The sequence below is a fragment of the Synoicihabitans lomoniglobus genome (assembly GCF_029023725.1).
In the GTDB taxonomy this organism is placed as follows: Bacteria; Verrucomicrobiota; Verrucomicrobiia; order Opitutales; family Opitutaceae; genus Actomonas; species Actomonas lomonigloba.
On the sequence record NZ_CP119075.1, the window covers coordinates 3,295,759 to 3,315,500 of the forward strand.

16 protein-coding genes are annotated in these 19,742 nt (G+C 61.4%); 11 read left to right on the forward strand and 5 right to left on the reverse strand.

Going from position 1 to position 19,742, the window contains the following annotated elements:
• Nucleotides 1-9: 9 nt before the first annotated feature.
• The 11 genes from PXH66_RS12805 (at nt 10) to mntR (ending at nt 12,116) form a co-directional block, all read left to right on the forward strand.
• Nucleotides 10-588 carry a YfiR family protein gene (locus PXH66_RS12805; protein WP_330928562.1) on the forward strand — a complete coding sequence of 193 codons (579 nt, stop codon included), beginning with the start codon at nt 10-12 and terminating at the stop codon, nt 586-588.
• Nucleotides 588-2,258 carry an ATP-binding protein gene (locus PXH66_RS12810; protein WP_330928563.1) on the forward strand — a complete coding sequence of 557 codons (1,671 nt, stop codon included), beginning with the start codon at nt 588-590 and terminating at the stop codon, nt 2,256-2,258. The genes PXH66_RS12805 and PXH66_RS12810 overlap by 1 nt, the downstream gene beginning before the upstream one ends.
• The gene (locus PXH66_RS12815; protein WP_330928564.1) at nt 2,255-4,357 is read left to right on the forward strand and encodes a response regulator; all 2,103 of its coding nucleotides are present in this window, start codon (nt 2,255-2,257) and stop codon (nt 4,355-4,357) included. The genes PXH66_RS12810 and PXH66_RS12815 overlap by 4 nt, the downstream gene beginning before the upstream one ends.
• Nucleotides 4,358-4,510: 153 nt before the next feature.
• Nucleotides 4,511-5,632, forward strand: a complete 1,122-nt coding sequence (locus PXH66_RS12820) for an RsmB/NOP family class I SAM-dependent RNA methyltransferase (protein WP_330928565.1) — start codon at nt 4,511-4,513, stop codon at nt 5,630-5,632.
• A 183-nt stretch (nt 5,633-5,815) separates the two neighbouring features.
• The gene (locus PXH66_RS12825) at nt 5,816-6,598 is read left to right on the forward strand and encodes a class I SAM-dependent methyltransferase (protein WP_330928566.1); all 783 of its coding nucleotides are present in this window, start codon (nt 5,816-5,818) and stop codon (nt 6,596-6,598) included.
• A gap of 296 nt (nt 6,599-6,894) precedes the next feature.
• Nucleotides 6,895-7,377: a thioredoxin family protein gene (locus PXH66_RS12830; RefSeq protein ID WP_330928567.1), complete on the forward strand. Its 483-nt coding sequence runs from the start codon at nt 6,895-6,897 to the stop codon at nt 7,375-7,377.
• Between the two features lie 69 nt (nt 7,378-7,446).
• Entirely contained in the window at nt 7,447-8,292 is an 846-nt protein-coding gene (locus tag PXH66_RS12835) for a cytochrome C assembly family protein (RefSeq protein ID WP_330928568.1), read from the forward strand.
• On the forward strand, nt 8,289-9,335 hold the full coding sequence (gene hemA / locus PXH66_RS12840) for a glutamyl-tRNA reductase (protein ID WP_330928569.1): 1,047 nt from the start codon (nt 8,289-8,291) through the stop codon (nt 9,333-9,335). Before PXH66_RS12835 ends, hemA begins: the two co-directional genes overlap by 4 nt.
• A 478-nt stretch (nt 9,336-9,813) precedes the next feature.
• Nucleotides 9,814-11,286 carry a sigma-54-dependent transcriptional regulator gene (locus PXH66_RS12845; protein ID WP_330928570.1) on the forward strand — a complete coding sequence of 491 codons (1,473 nt, stop codon included), beginning with the start codon at nt 9,814-9,816 and terminating at the stop codon, nt 11,284-11,286.
• 98 nt (nt 11,287-11,384) lie between these two features.
• Nucleotides 11,385-11,627, forward strand: coding sequence for a hypothetical protein (locus tag PXH66_RS12850; protein WP_330928571.1), 243 nt, complete (start codon nt 11,385-11,387; stop codon nt 11,625-11,627).
• A 60-nt stretch (nt 11,628-11,687) separates the two neighbouring features.
• Nucleotides 11,688-12,116, forward strand: coding sequence for a transcriptional regulator MntR (gene mntR / locus PXH66_RS12855; RefSeq protein ID WP_330928572.1), 429 nt, complete (start codon nt 11,688-11,690; stop codon nt 12,114-12,116).
• A 143-nt stretch (nt 12,117-12,259) separates the two neighbouring features.
• Here the strand turns inward: mntR and tatC are convergent, their stop codons facing one another.
• From tatC to PXH66_RS12880, 5 genes are all read right to left on the reverse strand, one after another.
• Nucleotides 12,260-13,087 (reverse strand): twin-arginine translocase subunit TatC, encoded by an 828-nt coding sequence (gene tatC, locus PXH66_RS12860; protein ID WP_330928573.1) that lies wholly within the window; start codon nt 13,085-13,087, stop codon nt 12,260-12,262.
• A gap of 72 nt (nt 13,088-13,159) precedes the next feature.
• Nucleotides 13,160-14,326, reverse strand: a complete 1,167-nt coding sequence (locus tag PXH66_RS12865; protein ID WP_330928574.1) for a XylR family transcriptional regulator — start codon at nt 14,324-14,326, stop codon at nt 13,160-13,162.
• A 191-nt stretch (nt 14,327-14,517) separates the two neighbouring features.
• Nucleotides 14,518-15,969, reverse strand: coding sequence for a tetratricopeptide repeat protein (locus PXH66_RS12870; RefSeq protein ID WP_330928575.1), 1,452 nt, complete (start codon nt 15,967-15,969; stop codon nt 14,518-14,520).
• A complete protein-coding gene (locus tag PXH66_RS12875) occupies nt 15,966-17,261 on the reverse strand; it encodes an FG-GAP repeat domain-containing protein (protein WP_330928576.1) in 1,296 nt (431 codons plus the stop codon). Before PXH66_RS12875 ends, PXH66_RS12870 begins: the two co-directional genes overlap by 4 nt.
• A gap of 33 nt (nt 17,262-17,294) precedes the next feature.
• A complete protein-coding gene (locus PXH66_RS12880; protein ID WP_330928577.1) occupies nt 17,295-19,742 on the reverse strand; it encodes a hypothetical protein in 2,448 nt (815 codons plus the stop codon).

Sequence of the window (19,742 nt, forward strand, 5' to 3'; positions counted from 1 at the left end):
CACCACGACATGACCGACGAATCCGCAGTCCCCTTCCTCACCACGTATCCGTCCCGCCTGCGACGACTGGCGCACCGGGCGCTGTTGGTGCTTTCGCTGGGCTTGGCCAGCCCCTTGTCCGCCGCCGAGCTGCCGTTTGAGTATCAACTCAAGGCCGGTTTTCTATTCAACTTCGCCCGCTTCGTCGAGTGGCCCGCGGGGACTTTGCCCGAGGACACGCCCTTGCGGCTGGGTGTAATCGCATCCGCGGAAATCGTGGAGGGCATCACCGAGGCATTCCACGGCAAACTGGTCGGAGGGCACGCCATTCAAGTCGAGCTCATGACCATGGAAGAGGCGAAAAAATCACCCCCTCACATGCTGTTCGTGCAACGCGGCGAGGTATTTGATTTTGGATCCGAGCTGTCGCAGTCACCGGTCTTGATCATCGGGGAGACGCCCGGGTTTGCCGCTTCCGGCGGCACCATCGGGTTTGTCTTTCGCGGCGACCGTTTGCGTTTCCAGGTTAATATCGCCGCCGCTTCTCAAGCCAGTTTGCAACTCAGCAGTCAGTTGGCCAACTACGCGGAGATTGTTCGTTCGCGCTGATGTCCGGCTTTATCTACAACCGACTGAAGTCCCGCCTGCGCAACGCCCCGCTACGCAGCAAGCTCACCTTCACGGTGCAGCTCACCGGCATCGGCACGATCCTCTTCGCGGGCATCTCGTTGTTCGCGTATCAGGCTTATCAACTGCGCGAACAGTTCTCATTCGAACTCAGCACGCTCACCCGGATGCTGGCCAACTACTCCGTGGCCCCGGTGTCGTTCGAGGATACCCGCGGTATGACCGACGTTTTGTCCGGCTTGGCTTCGAGGGAGGATGTGCGCTTTGCCGCGTTGCGCGATACCTCGGGCAAAGTGCTGGCGCAGATCGGGGAAACCACCCTTGACCTCGCCGATTCGTCCGCCACCTCCGGCGCAATTTTTGACGGGTGGTGGGTGATCTGCCGGGAACCGCTCGTGCCCCACGACGAAACCGAACCCATTGGCGAACTCGTCATTGGCGCCAGTTTCCAACCCCTGTTTTTCGACGCGCTGCTCAAATTCATTCCCGCCTTGCTGGTCCTCGCCGGCCTGTGCGCGATCGGCATGGTGGTATTGACCCGGGTTTCCGTGCGCATCGTATTGGGCGGTCTCGACCAACTTTCCGCGAGTGTCAGTCGGATCGCATCGACATCAGACTACAACGTCCGCGCCGCCGTCTTCAGCGAGGACGAGGTGGGCCAGCTCACCACCACCTTCAACGGGATGTTGGACAAGCTGCAGACCAGCGACCAGGAGATCCGTGCGTCCAATCACTCGCTCGCCACCGAGATCACCGAACGCAAACGTCTCGAACGCGCCTTGGTTGAGTCCTCCCGCCTCGCCGGCATGGCCGAAGTCGCCACCAGCGTTCTGCACAATGTCGGAAATGTGCTCAACAGCGTGAACGTTTCGACCCTGCTGCTGCGCGATCGATTGGAATCCTCCAAACTCAAGAGCCTGCAACGCACCACGGAATTGATGGCCCCCCACCTCGATGAGCCGGGACCGTTCTTCAGTTCCGATCCCCGGGGGCGGCTGGTCCCCAAGTTCATCACCGAAATCACCCGGGAACTCGCCAAGGAACGCTCCGACCTTTTGACCGAAATCCAGTCGCTCGTGGGCAACGTCGAGCACATCAAGGAAATCGTCACGACCCAGCAAAGCTACTCCCGCACGGCCGGCGTGAGTGAGAAAATCAATCCCCAGGAGCTGATCGAGGACGCGATACGCATCAATCAACCTTCGATGGATCGGCACTCCGTCACCGTCTCGCGGGAAGAAGTCTCGGACGTTACCCTGCTGGCTGATCGCCACAAAGTCCTGCAAATCCTCGTCAATCTCGTGAGCAACGCGGTGCACGCGGTCAAACAGGGCGAACTTGAATTCCGCCGCTTTGAAATCCGCATGACCGTCGAGGATGACACGCTCTCGATCGTCGTCCGGGATCACGGCGTCGGCATCAAACCCGAGGACCTCACCCGCATATTCCGCCACGGGTTCACCACCCGCCCCGATGGCCACGGCTTCGGACTGCACAGCGGCGCGATCGCCGCCCGCGAACTCGGAGGTTCCCTTGACGTGGCCAGCGACGGTCTGGGCCAAGGCGCCAGCTTTACCCTGACCATCCCGCTGGTCACCCCTCCCCCGACTCCCGTTCGTCTGACCAATTCCCCTTTCTCCGCCCGGCCATGATACCGTCCTCCTCCACCGCATCCCCCTGGGCTCAACAAAACCACCGGGTCCTATTGGTCGACGATACCCCCAGCATTCATGAGGATTTTCGCAAGATTCTGATGACCGCCACCGAGTCGACTGATTTCTCCGACCTGGAGAATGCCGTGCTCGGGGCCGCCGACGAGCCCGCCGCCCCGCCGCCGGATACGTTCGAACTGGCGCACGCTTACCAGGGCGAAGAGGCCCTGCAGATGGTTCAAAACAGCTTGGACACCGACCATCCGTTTGCGGTGGCGTTCGTCGACATGCGCATGCCGCCGGGATGGGATGGCCTCGAAACGTCGAAACGGCTGCGGGAATGTGATCCCCGTATTCAGATCATAATTTGCACCGCCTACTCGGATCACACCTGGACCCGCATCACAGAGGTGCTGCGGCCGGCGGACAACGTGCTGATTCTCAAAAAGCCGTTCGACAATATCGAGGCCCTGCAGCTTGCCCACACTTTGTCGACCAAGTGGTCGCTTCAACGCCAGGTCGAAACTCGTCTCGACAACCTGAATACGCTGGCCCGCTCCCGGGGTGATGCCCTCGCCGCCGCGGAACAACGCTTCTCGGCCGCATTTTTCGGCGGTGCCCGGGCCTACGTCATCGTCAGCCTGCCTGACGGAAAAGTCATCCAGACCAATCCGGCGTTCAACCGTTTGATGGGGCTCACCTCGCCTCCCGCCGATCAGAAGATCGAGGAAGTCCTCGGTTGGCACAGCGGTGACAAGATCCAGGCCGCCTTGACTCAACTCAGTGCCGGACACACGCCCGACGACTTTGACATCGCCCTGCCCTCCGGAGCCGGGGAAAGACGCTATCTCCGACTTTCCGGGTCGCCTTTCATCGAAGCCGGCCTCGCCCGCTGCCTGTTCAGCATCGCCGATATCAGCGAGTCGCGTAAGCTCGAACAACAACTCCATCGCTCCCAGAAAATGGAGGCCATGGGCTCTTTGGCCGCCGGTATCGCCCACGACTTCAACAACGTGCTCACCGTGATTTCCGGCTTCACCTCCGTCGTGCAACTCGACGAGCAGCTCAGCCCGACCATTCGCGGTCAGCTGGACCATGTGGTCAACGCCGCCGAACGCGCCGCCAATCTCACCCGTCAACTCTTGGTCTTCAGCCGCCGCAAGACCGGCGATGTGACGGAGTTCGACCCCGCCGCCACCGCCCTCGGCATGAAGTCCATGCTCAACCGACTCATCAACGAGTCCATCCAGCTCAATTGGCACTGCCCGGTCGGCACCTGCACGATCATCGCCGACGAATCCGGGTTCGAACAGGTCGTGATGAACCTCATCGTAAACGCCCGCGACGCCGTGATCGAAAACGGCTCGATTAAAATCGAAATCGAACCCGTCGAGGTGCAATCCGCACCGCGGAACAAAATGGCCGAGCCCCATCAATCCGGAACCTACGTGCGCTTGAAAGTAGCCGACACCGGTTGCGGCATGTCGCCCGAAGTCATCAGTCGGATATTCGAACCCTTTTACACCAACAAAGCTCCCGACCAAGGCACGGGACTCGGTCTGGCCACGGTCTACGGCATCGTCAAACGCAGCCACGGCTGGGTCAACGTCACCAGCGAACCCGACCAGGGCGCGACCTTCGAAGTCTACTTCCCCATGGCTGGCACCAACGTGGTCGACTCCTCCGCCCCCTTGGTCCCATTGACCGAAGTCCATGACCGCAATCTACGTTTTCTCGTGGTCGAGGACGATCCCGTCGTGCTCGACCTTCTCAAATTCATGCTCGGGCATCACCGCTTCGAACTCTGTCTGGCCACCGACAGCCCCTCTGCGCTTCGGCAATGGCAGGAACAACAAGGCCGGTTCGACGTGCTCCTCACCGACCTCGTGCTCCCCGGCGGCATGAACGGTCGGGATCTCGCGGAAACCCTGCGAAAAGATGATCCGAACATCGCGGTGGTGATTGCGAGCGGCTACGACGACAACACCGTGCCCTCACTCGCTTTACCCGTGGGTCCGGACCCCATCTTCATCGCCAAGCCCTACAATTCCGCCAGCTTGTTGGTCGCCATCGAAAGCGCCGTCGCCGCCAACGCGTAACGGGGCGTGCAGCCAGAAAAATCCGCCGGAATTTGCCCGCAGGATACGTTTCTCGGGCATCCTTGAAACAGGGTCGACTCCGGCCCGCAGCCAGCCGTAGCCGCATGGATTGCATTGTGTTCCTCGGAGGGTCACTGCTCAGTCGATCCGACCATGCCCGCCGACAAGACCCACCAACGCGCCGCCCAGATCCTTGAACGCACCGGCCCCGACCTTCCGGCCGATGCCGTCATGCGCGAGATGTTCTCGACGTGGAAACGAGGCACTCCGGCCGAAAAACGCGCCGTCGCCCGCGCCGTCTTCGCCCACTCCCGCTGGCAGGGGTGGCTCGATGCCGACGACCCGATGATCAAACAAATCGCCGCCGCCCTCACTCACCAGCGGCAGTTCGATCAGGACCCCGAAAGCTACCGCACCGACGATCTCGCCGCCCACGCCGTGCCCGCCTGGGTCCATGACCAGATCGACTTCACTCCGGCCGAACTTCGCGCGCTGCAAACCGAACCCGTCCTGTGGATCCGCGCCCGCTCCAACCACACGCTCGACACCGCCAAGACGCTCAAACCCAGCGAACCCGCCCCCGCGCCGGCCGATACCACTGGCTTCCGCTACCTCGGCACCGACGACCTCTACCGCACCCCGGGCTTCAAAAAAGGTCACTTCGAAATCCAGGACCTCGGTTCCCAACTCATCGGCCACGCCTGCGCCCCGCAACCCGGCGAGACCTGGTGGGACACCTGCTGCGGCGAAGGCGGCAAGACGCTGCACCTCGCCGATCTCATGCAGGGCAAGGGACTCATCTGGGCCAGCGACCGCTCCAACCGTCGCCTCGCCCGCCTCAAACAACGCACCGCCCGCGCGGAGGTGTTCAACTACCGCGCGATCAACTGGAACGGCGGAGAGTATCCGCCCACCAAGACCAAGTTCGACGGCATCCTCATCGACGCCCCCTGCAGCGGGGTCGGCACCTGGCGCCGCAACCCCCACGCTCGTTGGACCACGTCGCTCACCGACGTGCATGAACTCGCCGTCATCCAACGCCAGCTGCTCACCAACGTCGCCAACTCGCTCAAGCCCGGTGGCCGTCTCATTTACGCCGTCTGCACCACCACCCGCAGCGAAACCACCGCCGTCGCCGACGCCTTCACCACCGCCCACCCCGAGTTGGAACCCCTCTCCCTCCTCGACCGCGGCCCCCAAGTCTTCCTGAAACCCGCCGAATGGAACGCCAACGGCATGTTCCTCGCCGGCTGGAAACGAGCCTCCAACCAATGATGGATCACAGGAAGAAATCGCGAAAAACTGAGACCCCGACCGCAATCATTTCCGCCCAAGGATACCGGAAAATCGAAATGAACAGCGCCGGATAGGATGCCTCGCTTTCGTCCTTTTCGGTTAAAAATCGCAGGCTGACGGCTCTGTTGACCTCTGTTCCCTCCTGTAAAAAATCCCGCCGCTTTGCCTTCTTCTCGTCCTGCCAAGATTTCTCCGCGCCATGTGCGGGCCGATTTCAACGACCTGCGCGCAGTCGTCCACTACACCCGCGCCGCGCACAAGCTGGGACTGTGGCATTCCGAGCAGGCCGTATTCGCCGAACACCTACCGCAACGAAAGACCGCGCGCGTCCTCGAAGCGGGCTGCGGCGCCGGCCGTGTTTCGCTCGGCCTGTGGGAGCTCGGCTACCAGCGTATCCATGCCTTCGATTTCGCCGAGGAACTCTGTGCCATGGCCCAATCCCTCTTCATCGAACGCGAAGTCGGCGAGGCCATCACGCTCTTTCACGCCGATGCTCGCAAAGTCGCCTCACATCCGGCGATTGGCGATACCCGCTTCGATGCGGCGCTCTTCATGTTCAACGGGCTCATGCAAATCCCCCGCCGCCGCAACCGCCGCGCCGCCCTGCGTTCGCTCCGGGCGGTCTGCCGCGACGGCGCTCCGTTGATCTTCACCACCCATGATCGGGAGCACTCGCCCAACGAACGCAAAGGCTGGTGGCGCGAGGCCAAACTCTGGGCCGCCAACCTACAGGATCCGATGCTGATCGAGTTCGGCGATCGCTACTTCGAAGACGACGTGGGCCGCACCTTCATGCACCTGCCCGATCGCGAGGAAATTTTGGATGATCTCAAGGCGACCGGCTGGACGCACCATTGGGATGAGATGCGCCGCAAGATCGCCAAGGAACCCCGTGCCGTGAAGGACTTCTCCGATGAATGCCGCTTCTGGGTGGCGAAAGCGTAGGTTTCTTAGAAGCAAACAGAGAACCGAGCCACGCGGATGAAGTTTTTTTACAGAAGGCAACGAAGAGAACGAAGCCAGAAAACAAGAGAGTCCGTCCTACAAGATCGGTGTTTATCTGTGTCCATCTGTGGTTAAAAACAGCAGGCTGACGGCCTTCGTTCTCTTCGTTACCTTATGTAAAAATGCCATGGAATCCGGCTTCGCCCCGACGCTGTCCCGCCGCTGGCGACGCTTTGCCCGCAGCGATCCACGGTTCGGTTTTCCTTTTTTCGGTTTTTCGTGTCTCTTGGCGGCTCATGATCCACCGCCTCCTTCTCCTAAATACCGTGCTAGCCATCGGGCTGACGGCGGCCGAATACCCTAAAATGGGGCCGGATATCTACGACACCACCGCCGACGCTCAGGTCGACATAGCCGCCGCCCTCACCACGGCCCGCGCCGAGGGCAAACACGTCATGCTCGATTTTGGGGCCAACTGGTGCGTGTGGTGTCACCGGTTGCACCAACTCTTTACGAAGGACGACACCGTCGCCACTGCCCTCGATCAGAACTTCGTCGTCGTCATGGTCGATGTGAACAAACGCAACGGCCCCGCCCGCAACGCGGCCACCGTCGCCCGCTACAACGATCCCACGCAACACGGATTGCCGGTGCTCGTGGTCCTCGATGCTGATGGGAAAATACTCACCACCCAGGAAACCGGCGCCCTGGAAGCAGGCCCGGCCCACGATCCCACCAAGGTCATGGCGTTTCTCCGTCAATGGGGTCCGGGGCGTTAAGATAACCGGATTTTAGGATTTAGAAGTTACGCTCCCCGGACTTCGCTCTTCGGCTCTTTCCCGCAAACCATGCAATTTGACGACCGCACCTGGCTTTGGATCGCCGCCGCCTGCTACCTGATCGGGTTCGCGGCCGGCACCCTTGCGCTCCTCCAAGAGCGCAAGCATTCGCGCGCGTTCATGTATGTGATCGTGTCCGCCGGTTTCACGTTGCAGACGTTCGGGCTGTATCTGCGGGGTTTGGAGGTTAAGGGCTGCCCGCTCGGCAATACGTTCGAGTTGTTTCAATTCACCGCGTGGTCCGCCACGGCGCTCTACCTGATCGTCGGGGCCACCTTTCGTTTGAGTCTGCTGGGATACTTCACCGCGCTCATGTCGGCCGCGCTGACCACCCTCTCTCTTGCCATCGGTCCCTGGGACGCCACCCGCCGCGTCAACGTTTTCGGCGATAACCCCTGGATCGAGTTTCACGCCGCCATCGCATTGTTCAGCTACGGCGTGTTCGCCCTGCTCGCCCTCACTTCGGGCATGTATCTCCTGCGTCATTACAGTCTGAAGCACAAACACCTCAACGGGTTCTTCGCGTTCCTGCCGGCCATTCGCGAACTCGATACCATCAGCCGACGACTACTCGCGGTCGGCGTCAGCCTGCTCGCCGCTTCCCTGGCCGTCGGCGCGATGTATTGGCTGCCGCACACCGAAACCGTCAACGCCGCCAAGCTCATCACCACCCTCGGCGTGTGGATCGCTTATCTCGTCGCATGGCTGTTGCGGCGCTCCGACAAATTGTTCGGCAAACGATTGGCGTGGACCTGCATCGTGCTGTTCATCGCGGCCCTCATCTCGATCGCTCCCGTCAATTCCAGTCGCCACACCCCGGAGGCTCCGGCCCCCCTCCGCACTGTCCAGCCGTGAACACGCCGGGACCGATGCTATTCGTCGTGGGGGCCAATCACCACACGACGCCCCTGGAATGGCGCGAAAAACTCGCGCTCGGACCAGACATTCTGCCGACCTTCCGTCAGACCATCAGCCGACTGGAAGGGCTGCGCGAGTGCGCGATTCTCAACACGTGCAACCGGGTTGAAATTTACGGCGTGGCCGAGTCCGCGACCACGATCGACGCGCTGGTGAGCGCCTTTTGCCATCAACAAGGCATCGCCCGGGCGGACTTCGACCGGGTGCGCGCCACCGCCCGGGCCGATGCGGCCATCCGGCACTTGGTCAAGGTATCATCGGGGCTTGATTCGCAAATGCTCGGGGAGAACGAAATCTTCGGGCAAGTCAAAGACGCCTACCGCGCCGCGCAGACCGCCCACACCACCGGGCCCGTCCTGAACCGCGTTTTCCAAAAAGCGTTTCAAGCCGCCAAATACGTGCGCACGCACACCGCCATCAGCGAAGGGCAGATCAGCACGGCCAATGTTTCGGTGGAGTTGGCCCAAACCATTTTTGGCGACCTCGGGGATGCGCGCGTATTGTTCGTCGGCGCGGGAGAGATCGGTGAAAAAACCGCCCGGGCCTTCCAAAATCGCGGCGCCCGTCATCTCACCGTCGCCAGTCGCACGATGGAACGCGCCATGACTCTCGCCACGAGCATGGGCGCCAGCGCCCTCCCGTTTGATCAAGTGGAGGCCCAGTTGGCGGATTTCGACATCGTGGCCTGCGCCACCGCCGCCCCCGGCGCGATTCTCAGCCATGCCGTCATCAAACGGGCCATGCGCGCCCGCCAAGCCGCCCCGCTGTTTCTCATCGATCTGGCTCTCCCCCGGGACATCGCCCCCGAGGCGGCCGAAATCGAGAACGTCTATCTCTACAACCTGGATGACCTCGCCAAGATCACCGAAGAGAATCGACTGGCTCGCGTGGCCGAAGTGGACAAAGCGGAAACCATCGTGCGGGAGCGGACCGAGTCGCTTTGGGAAACCATCGCATTACACGTCCCCGGACGCGAATAGCGGCCACGAGGCCGGCCGACCGCGCTCCAAAATACGTAATTTGATGGTCCGGCCAAGTTTCCGCCTAAAGTTATTCGCCGGACCGTCGTAATAGACAGAACCGGCATCGTGGTGGAAGACACGATCGCCTGATCTCTCAAACTCATGAAATACCACCGGCCAAATACGGAGCCCTCCCGTCGCCGTCCCACTCCGGTCTCGTCGCACCGATCGACGACGGCACATCCATCCGAGGTGCGCACGGACGTCGTAGCCCGGGCGCGGGCACTTTTGCACGATCCCGGTTACCCCGATATCGCGATCATCGACGCGATCGTCGACCACTTGATTCATGGCCCAACGCACTCCTAGGGTGCGCTTGAGACTGGCGAGAGCTCAGCGCTGAGCTCTCGCCAGTCTCAAACGCCCCCGGAGGCAGCACGTGGTGGGATTTTTCGCTATCCCCGCAACGGGGATGGGGTTATGGTGCATTTCCCGTATGCCTTTGGAACGAATACTCGTCGTCGATGATGAACCTCTCATCCAGCGCTCGCTCGGCCAATTGCTGCGTCGTCGTAAGTTGCATGTCTCCGTCGCCGGCTCGATCCAGGAGGGCGAGGCCGAGTTAAAAAAGGAAGCCTTCGACCTGGTCTTCCTCGATGTGAACCTGCCCGACGGCGACGGAAAAAATTTCCTCGAACGCATCGTTGACCTGCCGGAACGGCCGCTGGTCGTCATGATCACCGGTCAGGGCTCCATCGAGCACGCCGTCACGTGCATGCAAATCGGCGCCTTCGACTATTTACTCAAACCCTTCGCGGCGTCGCACATCGATGTCGTGCTGGGCAAGACCGAGGCGTTTCGGAAATTGGTGCGGGTCAATCGCTACCTCACGGAACGCGAGCATGCAGCCGGCGACGGATTGATTTTCGGTCGCAGTCCGGCGATGAACCGCCTGCAACAGCTCATCGCCCGGGTCGCCCCCTCGGACGTGACCGTGTTCGTCACCGGTGAAAACGGCACCGGCAAGGAGATGATCTCACGCGAACTGTTTCGTCAGTCCCATCGACGCGACGAACCCTACATACGCGTCAATTGTGCGGTGCTTTCCGAATCGTTGATCGAGAGCGAATTGTTTGGCCACGAACGCGGGGCCTTCACCGGCGCGACCACACGACGCGAGGGACGTTTCGAACTCGCGCACAAGGGCACTTTGTTGCTCGACGAGGTGAGCGAAATCCCCCCCTCCTCGCAGGCGAAACTGCTGCGGGTGCTCCAGGAGCGGGAGTTCGAACGCGTGGGCGGCACCAAAACCATCAAGGTCGACGTCCGCATCATCGCCACCTCAAACCGCGATCTGGCCGAATCCGTCGCCAAAGGGGAATTCCGCTCCGATCTTTACTACCGGCTCAACGTCTTTCCCGTGCATGTGCCCCCTTTGCGCGATCGTCCCGACGACATCGAGGTGCTGGCCAACGAGTTTCTCCAACGCTTTTCGCGCCGCCACCGCCTCGCGCTCCCCGGCTTCACGCCTGAAGCCCTCCGGACCCTCGAGACCTACCGTTGGCCGGGCAACGTGCGGGAGCTCGAAAACACCATTGAGCGAGCGGTCATCCTCGGCGAGGCGGGCCGACCCGTCTCCGCCGCCCAGTTGAATCTTCCGGACCTGCCCGCCAGTTTTCGTCCCGAATCCGCCCCACCCGCCGTGGCTCCGACGCCGCCGGCCCCTCTCCCCGTGGCCCCGATCGCGGAGGAAACACTCCCACCGCCGGTCGATCCGCCGTCGGTGCCCAAAACCGACGCCCCCGTGTCACTCTCGGCCCTGGAGCAAAACGCCATTCTCGAAATGTTGCACGCCAACGGGGGCAACCGCACTCAAACCGCGGAGAAATTGCAGATCTCGATCCGCACACTGCGCAATAAACTCACGGAATATCGCGCGCAGGGAATTGAAATCCCCGGCGACCGCTGAATCCGCCGTCACCCCGGGCGCCTTCCCGCCGGGTATTGCACCAATCCCTTAAAAAACGGTTCGACAAGCCGACGCCAGCGCTGCTCTTTTTGAAGATTATGGCACAGTCCGAAGTCCAGTTGATCCGCAAGTCCGACTTCATCGTCGATATCTTCGCCGTGGGCGCGTTCTTCGCGTTTATGTTCTCCATCCTCCGGTCGCACGTGCCGTCAAACGACCCGACCATGATCATGCTCTGGTCCGTCGGCACGGCCGCCTGCATGAGCGGTGTGTTCTGGCTCGCGTTGTGGATGTTCCGGGTGGTTTTCCGCTACCAAAAGGAACTCAACGCCCGTAAGTGACCTGCCGTTTCGGGGGCGAATTCGCTTTAACCGCCCCCCGCAGCCAGATTGAGTCACGCCGTGGCCGCTGACTCGATCTCCACCCTCCCCCGCACAACGTCCGCCGTTGAGGATTACCTTGAGCGGATCAGCGACCTGATCAAAACCAAGGGCTACGCGCGCGTAGTGGATATCGCCGCGGAGCTGAAGATCTCCCAAGCCAGTGTCACCACGATGGTGCAGCGCCTGGATGCCGAAGGACTGGTCAAATACGAAAAGTATCGGGGCATGGTGCTGACCGAAACTGGTGAAGCCGTCGCCGCCCGTATTGCCCACCGCCACGAGCTGTTGACCCAGTTCCTACGCGTCTTGGGTCTCGACGAAAACGTGATCTCACGCGACGTCGAGGGCATGGAGCACCACGTGAGCGCGGAAACATTCGCCGTCCTGGAGCGCCTCACGCGTCACCTCGAATCCGACCCCAAACTGGTCGAAAAGCTTCGAGAGTAAGCCGCGTAGACCACCGCGCCTGCTCACGCGACCGGAGTCGGGCATAAAGCCCGACCCACTAAACAGATACATCCCGTCTCCGTGGGTCGGGCTTTACCGCCCGACACCACCGACCAGGAGCGGCTCGTCGCGAACAGAGCCGCTTACAGCTCCTCATCCATCGCCGCTTTCATCGCCCGCTTTTCCACCCGCACCGCCGCCACAATGGCGACCCAGTAGAGAATGTAGAGCGAGAGCGCCAAAACCGACTGATTGATCGGGTCCGGCGTCGGCGTGACAAAGGCCGCCACGACGAAGCACAGCACCAGTGAATGCCGCCACCAGCCGCGAAGTTTTGCACTGGTGAGCAGGCCGAGATGCACCAGCAATACGATGAGCAGAGGAAACTCGAACGCGGCGCCGACGCCCAGCGTCAGCCAAATCAAAGTCCCATAATACGATCCCGGGGTCCACCGGGTGATGAACCCAAACAGTTGGTTGAGCTCGATCGAAACTCGAATCGTGCCGGGAACGAGTAGGAAGAAGCTGAAACACACGCCCATCAGGAACAGCATCATGGCCGCGATACAGCCAGGGAGCACCAATTTGAACTCCTTCTCGTGCAACGCCGGGGCGATAAACTGGCCCAGAAAATACAGCATCAAGGGCGCCGCCATGATCAACCCGCCCACAAAGCACATCTGAATCACCACGGTGAAACCCTCCATCACCGAGGTCGTGCCCAGATCGACCACAAAGTTCGGGTAGTCCGCCTGCACCGAATGCAGCGGCCAAAGCATCAGCTCATTGAACTGTTTCAGCGAAATGCCGATCACTGCTGCGCACACCGCAAAAGCGATTGCACTCTTCACCAACGTCCATCGCAGCTCTTCCAAATGGTCGAAAAACGCCATCGGCTTCTCCCGGAGCGAGGCTCCGGAAGCTTCGTCTGCATTCATGAGTTCGGTTTGTTCGTCGTCGTCGTTCGCCATGGCTGGGGCCAGATCGGAAAAGCGGAATCGTGCCGGAATCAGGCGCGAGAGGAAGCGTAGAGTTTCCGCATCTCAACCCCGCTTCACATTCTGTTGATGTCGACGGCGATATTCCCCGGGAGTGATCCGGGACAACCGCTTGAACACCACACTCATGTATTCGGTGTGCTCAAAGCCGGCAAACTCGGCGATACGCTTCAGGGGATAATCGGTGTCCACCAGCAGTTGTTTGATCCGATCCACCTGCACGCGACGAATCTCGGCCTGCGGAGATCGACCAAAAAACTTGCGGAATTTCTTTTCCAACTGACTGCGCGACGCCGACGCGTGCTTGAGCACCTCATCCACCGTCAGCCCGGAACACGCATGCTCGCGGATGTAGCTCAGCGCCGCCGCCACATTGCGATCGTCCACCGCCAACACGTCGCTCGACTGCCGCGAAACCACGCCCCGCGGATCGATGCGCACATAACTGCTCTCCAGTGGCTCCCCCGTCATCAGCTTGTGCAACGTTTCCGCGGCGCGATATCCCGATTGAAACGGATCAGTCGCCACGCTCGACAGGGGCGGAAACGATAATTCGCAGCGAATCGCATCGTCGTTCGCCCCCAACACCGCCACTTCCTCGGGGACCAATATCCCGGCTTCCTGACAGGCCGCCATGATTTGAAAGGCACGCATGTCGTTACAGGCCTGCACGCCGATCGGCTTCGGCAAACCGCTGATCCATTTTGCCAGAATCGCGGTTTGTTCCTGATCCCAGGCCGGACTCAAGTCTCCCGGGTAATCGACCTCAAATACCTCGCATCCCACCCCTCCCAGCTTGGTGGCTTCGAGGAAGCCGTCCCTTCGCTCGTGCGCCCACGCACAATTGGAAAACCCCGCAAACCCCACCTTCCGGAAGCCGCGCTCCATGAAATGCTCAGCACCCAGATGTCCCAGCGCATGATTGTCGGGACGAATCTTCGGCACACCTTCGTAGGGCTCGGTATCACTCAAATCGACCAACGGAATGCCCAACAACTTGCACTCTTTCACCATGGCGGGCGTGGTGTGCCGACTGATCACCCCCGACCACGGCTTGCTGCGTATCCACCCGGGATCGGTCTCCGCCTTGGCCTCGTCGTCAATATAGGCCTGCCAGGGTCGATGCGACCGTTCGAAGTGAGCGATGCCCCGCAACATCGCGTTACACTCCTCATAAAACATCATGAATACCAACAGCACTTGGGGACGCATTCCCTTCACTAGGAACAATGCCCCCCCAGGACGCAATAATCCTTAATGCTATCGCAACCCTACGACGCGGTCATCGCGCCTCGCCATCCCAGAACCAGCGTGATCATCGGGACAGCGACACACCGCCCCATCCGCACAATCACACGCGTCGGCGGCCCGTCCGCCCCCCGCTCCGTTCGTCCCTCTCCCCGCTACAAAGACGGTTCGCGACCAAACTTTGACCGATAGGTCTGGCGCAGACGCTCCCGCATCTCCGCCGGGGTTTTGATCTGGTCGACCACCCGTTTCCACCACTGATCCGCTTCGACCACATCCCCGGTGGAAATGGCAAAATAACACAACGTCGCCTGGGCCATCGGGTGCCCGGGCTCCTTCAACAACGCTTCATGCAGCGCTTGCAAGGCTTCGTCATTGCGACCGAGCGTGAACCACACGCCCGCGATCTCGATCAACGGATCCGGCTCGCTGGGTTTGAGGCGGTAAGCTTCTTGAAAATGCGCCAACGCCCGCCGTTTCTGGTTGGATTCGTTCAGTCGACGCCCCTCCGCCAAGTGCAGTCCCCGCGACTCCGGACACCGCGCCAATCCTTTGGTAATCGCCTGATTCGCGGCCACCGTGTCGCCCATCGTCTTGTAAGCTTCGATCAACTGCAGCCACGATTCCGAATCCTCCGAATCCACCTCCACCGCCTTTTCGAGCGAAAAGCGCGCGCCGGAAAAATCGCGCTGACTCAATTCCAGTCTACCCAGCTGCCGCAGGTAGGCACTTGAGACCGGATCGAGTAAAATCGCTCGCTGCAAATACGCTTTGGCCTGCGACGGCTTGCCCGCCGCTCGGGCGACGGCGGCAGCGACGCTCAACCGATACGCGTCCACGCATTCGTTCATGGTCTCATCGAGCCACGGGTCGCTGAAATCGACAAACTCCCGACCATCCATACGCAGTTGCACCGCGTCGGCCGCGCGCTCGTGACCCAGTTTGCGCTCCACGCTGACCAGCAGCGACAACGCGCCAATGAAGTTCGGATCCTCGGCGGTGGCTTGTTGCAAACGCTGTCGCGCCTGCGTCCAGTTTTCCTCGCGCATCGCCAATCGCGCCAGACCAAGCAGAGCGTAAACGTTGCCCGGTTCGAGGGTCAGCACCGCTTCGTAGACGGCGCCCGCTTCGTCGTCGCGGTTGAGCTTGGTCAAGATATCACCCCGGCGCAATCGGGCCGGCAGGTAATCCGGCGCCAACTCGATCGCCGCCGTCGCCATGATGGCCGCGTCATCGAGCCGACCGAACCCGGCCAGAATACTGACCGGCAGGTGATACCACCGCGCCACCCCCGGTTGCAGTTCCTGCAACGCGCCGTAGCACGCCATTGCCTCGGGATAAAATCCGTTGGCATGGTAGATCCGACTCAAACGGACCAATCCCTCCGGGGCGCCAAACAGTTCCTTGGTGGCACCTTCCGCCGTCGTTAGATTCCCCGCCAAAAGCGACGTCCACCCCGTCAGATCCGGACGCACCGGCACACTCGCCTGCACAAAGTCGCGAGCCCGCGAAGCCTGCAACAATCGCCAGCCGCCCGCCACCGTCGCCACGATGATGACCGCGAGGGACGCTCGACCAAACCAACGTGTGTTTCGGGAGGCACTCATGGTGATTTCCGTGCCGTCCACAGCGTGAGGCGGCCCATCTTTTCGTAGGGCGGATAAGAATGAAACGCCCCGGCCACGATGTCGGGGATGCCGTCACCGGTCAGGTCGCCCACGTCACACGAGATGAGTTGCACCGGCTGCTTCGCCAGCACCTGCATGGTGAAGTTGTTCGTGCCGTCGTTGCGGAAAACCACCAACGAAATCGCGTCGGGATTCTGCCAGTCGTTGAAGCCACTGACACTCACAATGTCCATCACGCCACGACCTTCCAGATCCGCGCCGACTGGACTGTAAGCCCCCGGCATGTCGCCGACGCGATGAAACTTAAACGCGCCCTGGCCGAGGTTTTCGAGCCATTGCAGTCCGTGCCAGGGACGCTTGCCCGGGTCGGCGTAGGCAAACCCGTCGCCGTTGGTGTAAAGCACGTCCATGCGCCCGTCGCGGTTGATGTCGCTCAGACTGATGCCACTGCTGCCGTAGTCTTCGTTGGTCGAACCGAACAGAATGCGATCGGTGAAATAACCGCTGCCGCTGTTTTCAAAGTAGTGCACTTCCTCCCACTGCTGCGAAACCACCGCGACGATATCCAACGCCCGATCGCCGTTCATGTCGGCCACGCATACATTGATCGCCCCTGAGAGACTGAGCAGAACTTTGCTTTCAAACGTGCCGTCACCCCGGTTTCGCATCCAGCGGATCTCGCCTTGATCGTAGCCAAACTGCGCCACCGCGAGATCGAGGAGTCCATCGCCATCGAAATCCGCCGCCCGGGCATCCGTGACTCGCATCACGTTCTCAGCCACGACGCGCGGGGTGAAATTTTGCGCCCCATCGTTTTCCAATATAAGCAGCGAGCCAATGTGGTCGTTGTTGGGGAACACCTGCCCCATGCACGACACCAACAGGTCGAGGTCGCCGTCGGCATCCATGTCGACCGCTTCGACATGCACCGGCGCGGGCAGTTGCTCGGCCAACACCGTCTCTTCAAATTGCCCCGGGGCCACTTGCCGCAGCCACAGCACGGTCAGCGCCTTGTCGTCGCAGGCCAGCACGTCGTTGCGACCATCCTGGTCAAGATCGGCGATTCGCACGTGCGAAATCCACGGCGGACCTTCCCCGGCTTTCCCGATGGGAGTCGCGACATAACGATCAGTCGCCCACTCCACCGTGGTTTTCTCCAACGTAGGCCGAGGCACGGTGACGGACGGTTTTTTGCCACAGCCACTCAGGAGCAATCCCAACGCCCCGATGCCGAGCGCGGCAGCCAGATAACAATGACGAGATGTATTCAAATTTCCGATTCCTTCGTAGTTCACTTGATCCGGTCACACGCGACTGCGCCACTCCGGCGGCAGTAGCTCGCGGGCCAGCGCCGCCAACCGGGCATCGGTTATGGTTAAATTATGGATACGACCCAGCGCGAGCAACCGATACAGGGCGCGGGTCGACATGCTGCGCAGTCGCGTTTCGTTGATCTGGGCAAAACACCGCTCGGCCTGAATCCGCGCTTCCGCCGCTTTGGCCTGCGTCAACACCAGTGCGAGGCTGAGCCGGCGATCCCACGGCAAGCCACGGTCGCCCCCGGCGGCGAGTCGCGACTGCAACGTGCCCAGACACGTTCCAAATTCATTTTGGTTGCCCGTCGAGGCCGCCACTTCCGCCCGGGTTACCCAGGCTCCCAAATCGAACGTGGATTGCGTGAGGGTCTGCGCGATCGCAGCCGCGTAGTTCACCCGGTCCATTTCGATGAAATAACTCGCCATGCGGCTCAACGCCAAGATGTCAGTCTGTTCGTCGACCACTTCAAAGAGCACGATCGACTGCCCTTCAAATCCGGCCACGGTCGGCATCTCATAAGCGACGGGCCGGAGCCACGTGGGTTGGGACCAATTGCGCATGGCCCCGTAAAACGATCCCTCCAGTTGCGGCGTCCCCAGCAGCGTGTAGTGCTCCATGGATTGGTCCCACGAGGGCAGCGCAATGCGCGTGATGCGGCGGTTCTCCATCAGTAACCTTGCCTCCTGCGGACTCGACGCACTGAGGATGCGGACCATCGCCTCCGAACCGGCTTCGTTGTCGCGGGACAGTGTCGCGACCCCGCGTAAACTCCCATAGTAATGGAAGGGAATCGTCTCACTGGTGGGTGCCAGCATGACCGCATCCTCGACGCCCGCGCGCTTGGCGAGCCAGTGACTAAAATCACGCTGAATCAGCCCCGCCAGCTCGGGCGTCTCCAGCACAAACTTTCCCCGTTTCGGCAGGCCCGCCAGTAACCCCGGCAACAGCACCATCACCAGCGCCGCGCCTGCCCCCCATTGCACGCCCCGGCTCAGCCGCACGGCGGAAAGCCCGGCCGCCCCGGCAACAACGAGCACCAACAGAACCACATCAAAGTAGCTCCACCAACTCAGTTGCCCGCAGCCAAAACCGAGCGCCACCAACACCGGTCCCAGCGCCACCGTCAGGCCGAGACGCTGCTCTCGTCGGCCGATGCGACGCGCCAACATCCACCCCACCGGCCCAATCAAAACCACCGGCAACAGCGTGGCCCAAGCGAGTGCACCGGCCGTCCCGCTTCCGAGCCATGCAAACAAACTGACCGCTTCCGGAGCTTCGGCTATTTTGCCCAACCGGGAGGACGCAAAATCCGTGGTTAAAAATCCTGCGTTACCCGTGACTTTCATTCCCAGCGGCAAGGCAAACCCGGCCACGCCCCCGACCGCCGCGAGCGCAACGGTGCGGCGATCCCATTTCACCGCCATGTTTTCCAACCGCGGCAGTAGCACCGCCAAAACCAACCCCATTCCCAACCAACTCACCGCGTAAAGCGGATGCATCCGCCGCAATTCCCATTCACCGAAATGCGCCGGAAAACTCTCCGCCGCAAAACCCAACATCGCCGTAGCCGTTCCCACCATCGCCCACCACATCCAGGGTGCCGACGACAACGTCGCGCTTCCCCGACTTCCCGGCTCCACCGGGGTTTCGCGTCGCATCAGGTAGGTGCCCGCGACAGCGCCGAGCCCGATCCCCACCAACAGCGGCCATTGCTTCGTCACATCGAGCCAAAGCCCCGCGCCCCCGCAGATTCCGCTCACGCCGAACCACCTCCGAAGCTTCGAATTAGGCCTATTCGTCCGCGACGCGTCGGCCAAACCCGCCACGATTGCCAGCACACTTCCCAACGCACAGCCCAACCCCAACGTGGCATCATCCGGCAGGCCGGCCGCGAAGCGGGTCGACAACGGAAACAGCGCCGCGAGGCCCCACGCCGCGATCACCGCGGGCATCGGTCCAAAAACCCGCCTGACCAGCGCGGCCACCACCAGCAAAAGCAAAACCTGCAGCAAGGGATCCGCATACAGAGCGGCGTGTTCCACCGCGACGCCCACGGGTTGGCCCGTCACCCCATGGTCCACCATGGCCACCGTGCCCAGCCACCAGCGATAAGGTGACGCGGCAATGATCTCATGTCCCTGCGGCGCATTCGCGTAATCGATGCGCCGCATCTGTATCTGACCATCATGCAACATTTTCTGTGTTTGCATGATCCACTCCGCCGATCCGTAGAACGGTGCCGGGATCACCAGACGGCGCATTTCCTGCGCATAACCCGTGGCTGACTCCGTCGAAGTTTTAAGTTCCACCGGCACCGCATCCGCGACCATCTGGGCTCGTTTGACGCGCGCCGTCTGTGTCCAAACGACGAATACCACCGCGCCCAAAACGGCCACGATCCACAACAAACCGGCGAACGAACGGGGGCGACTCAT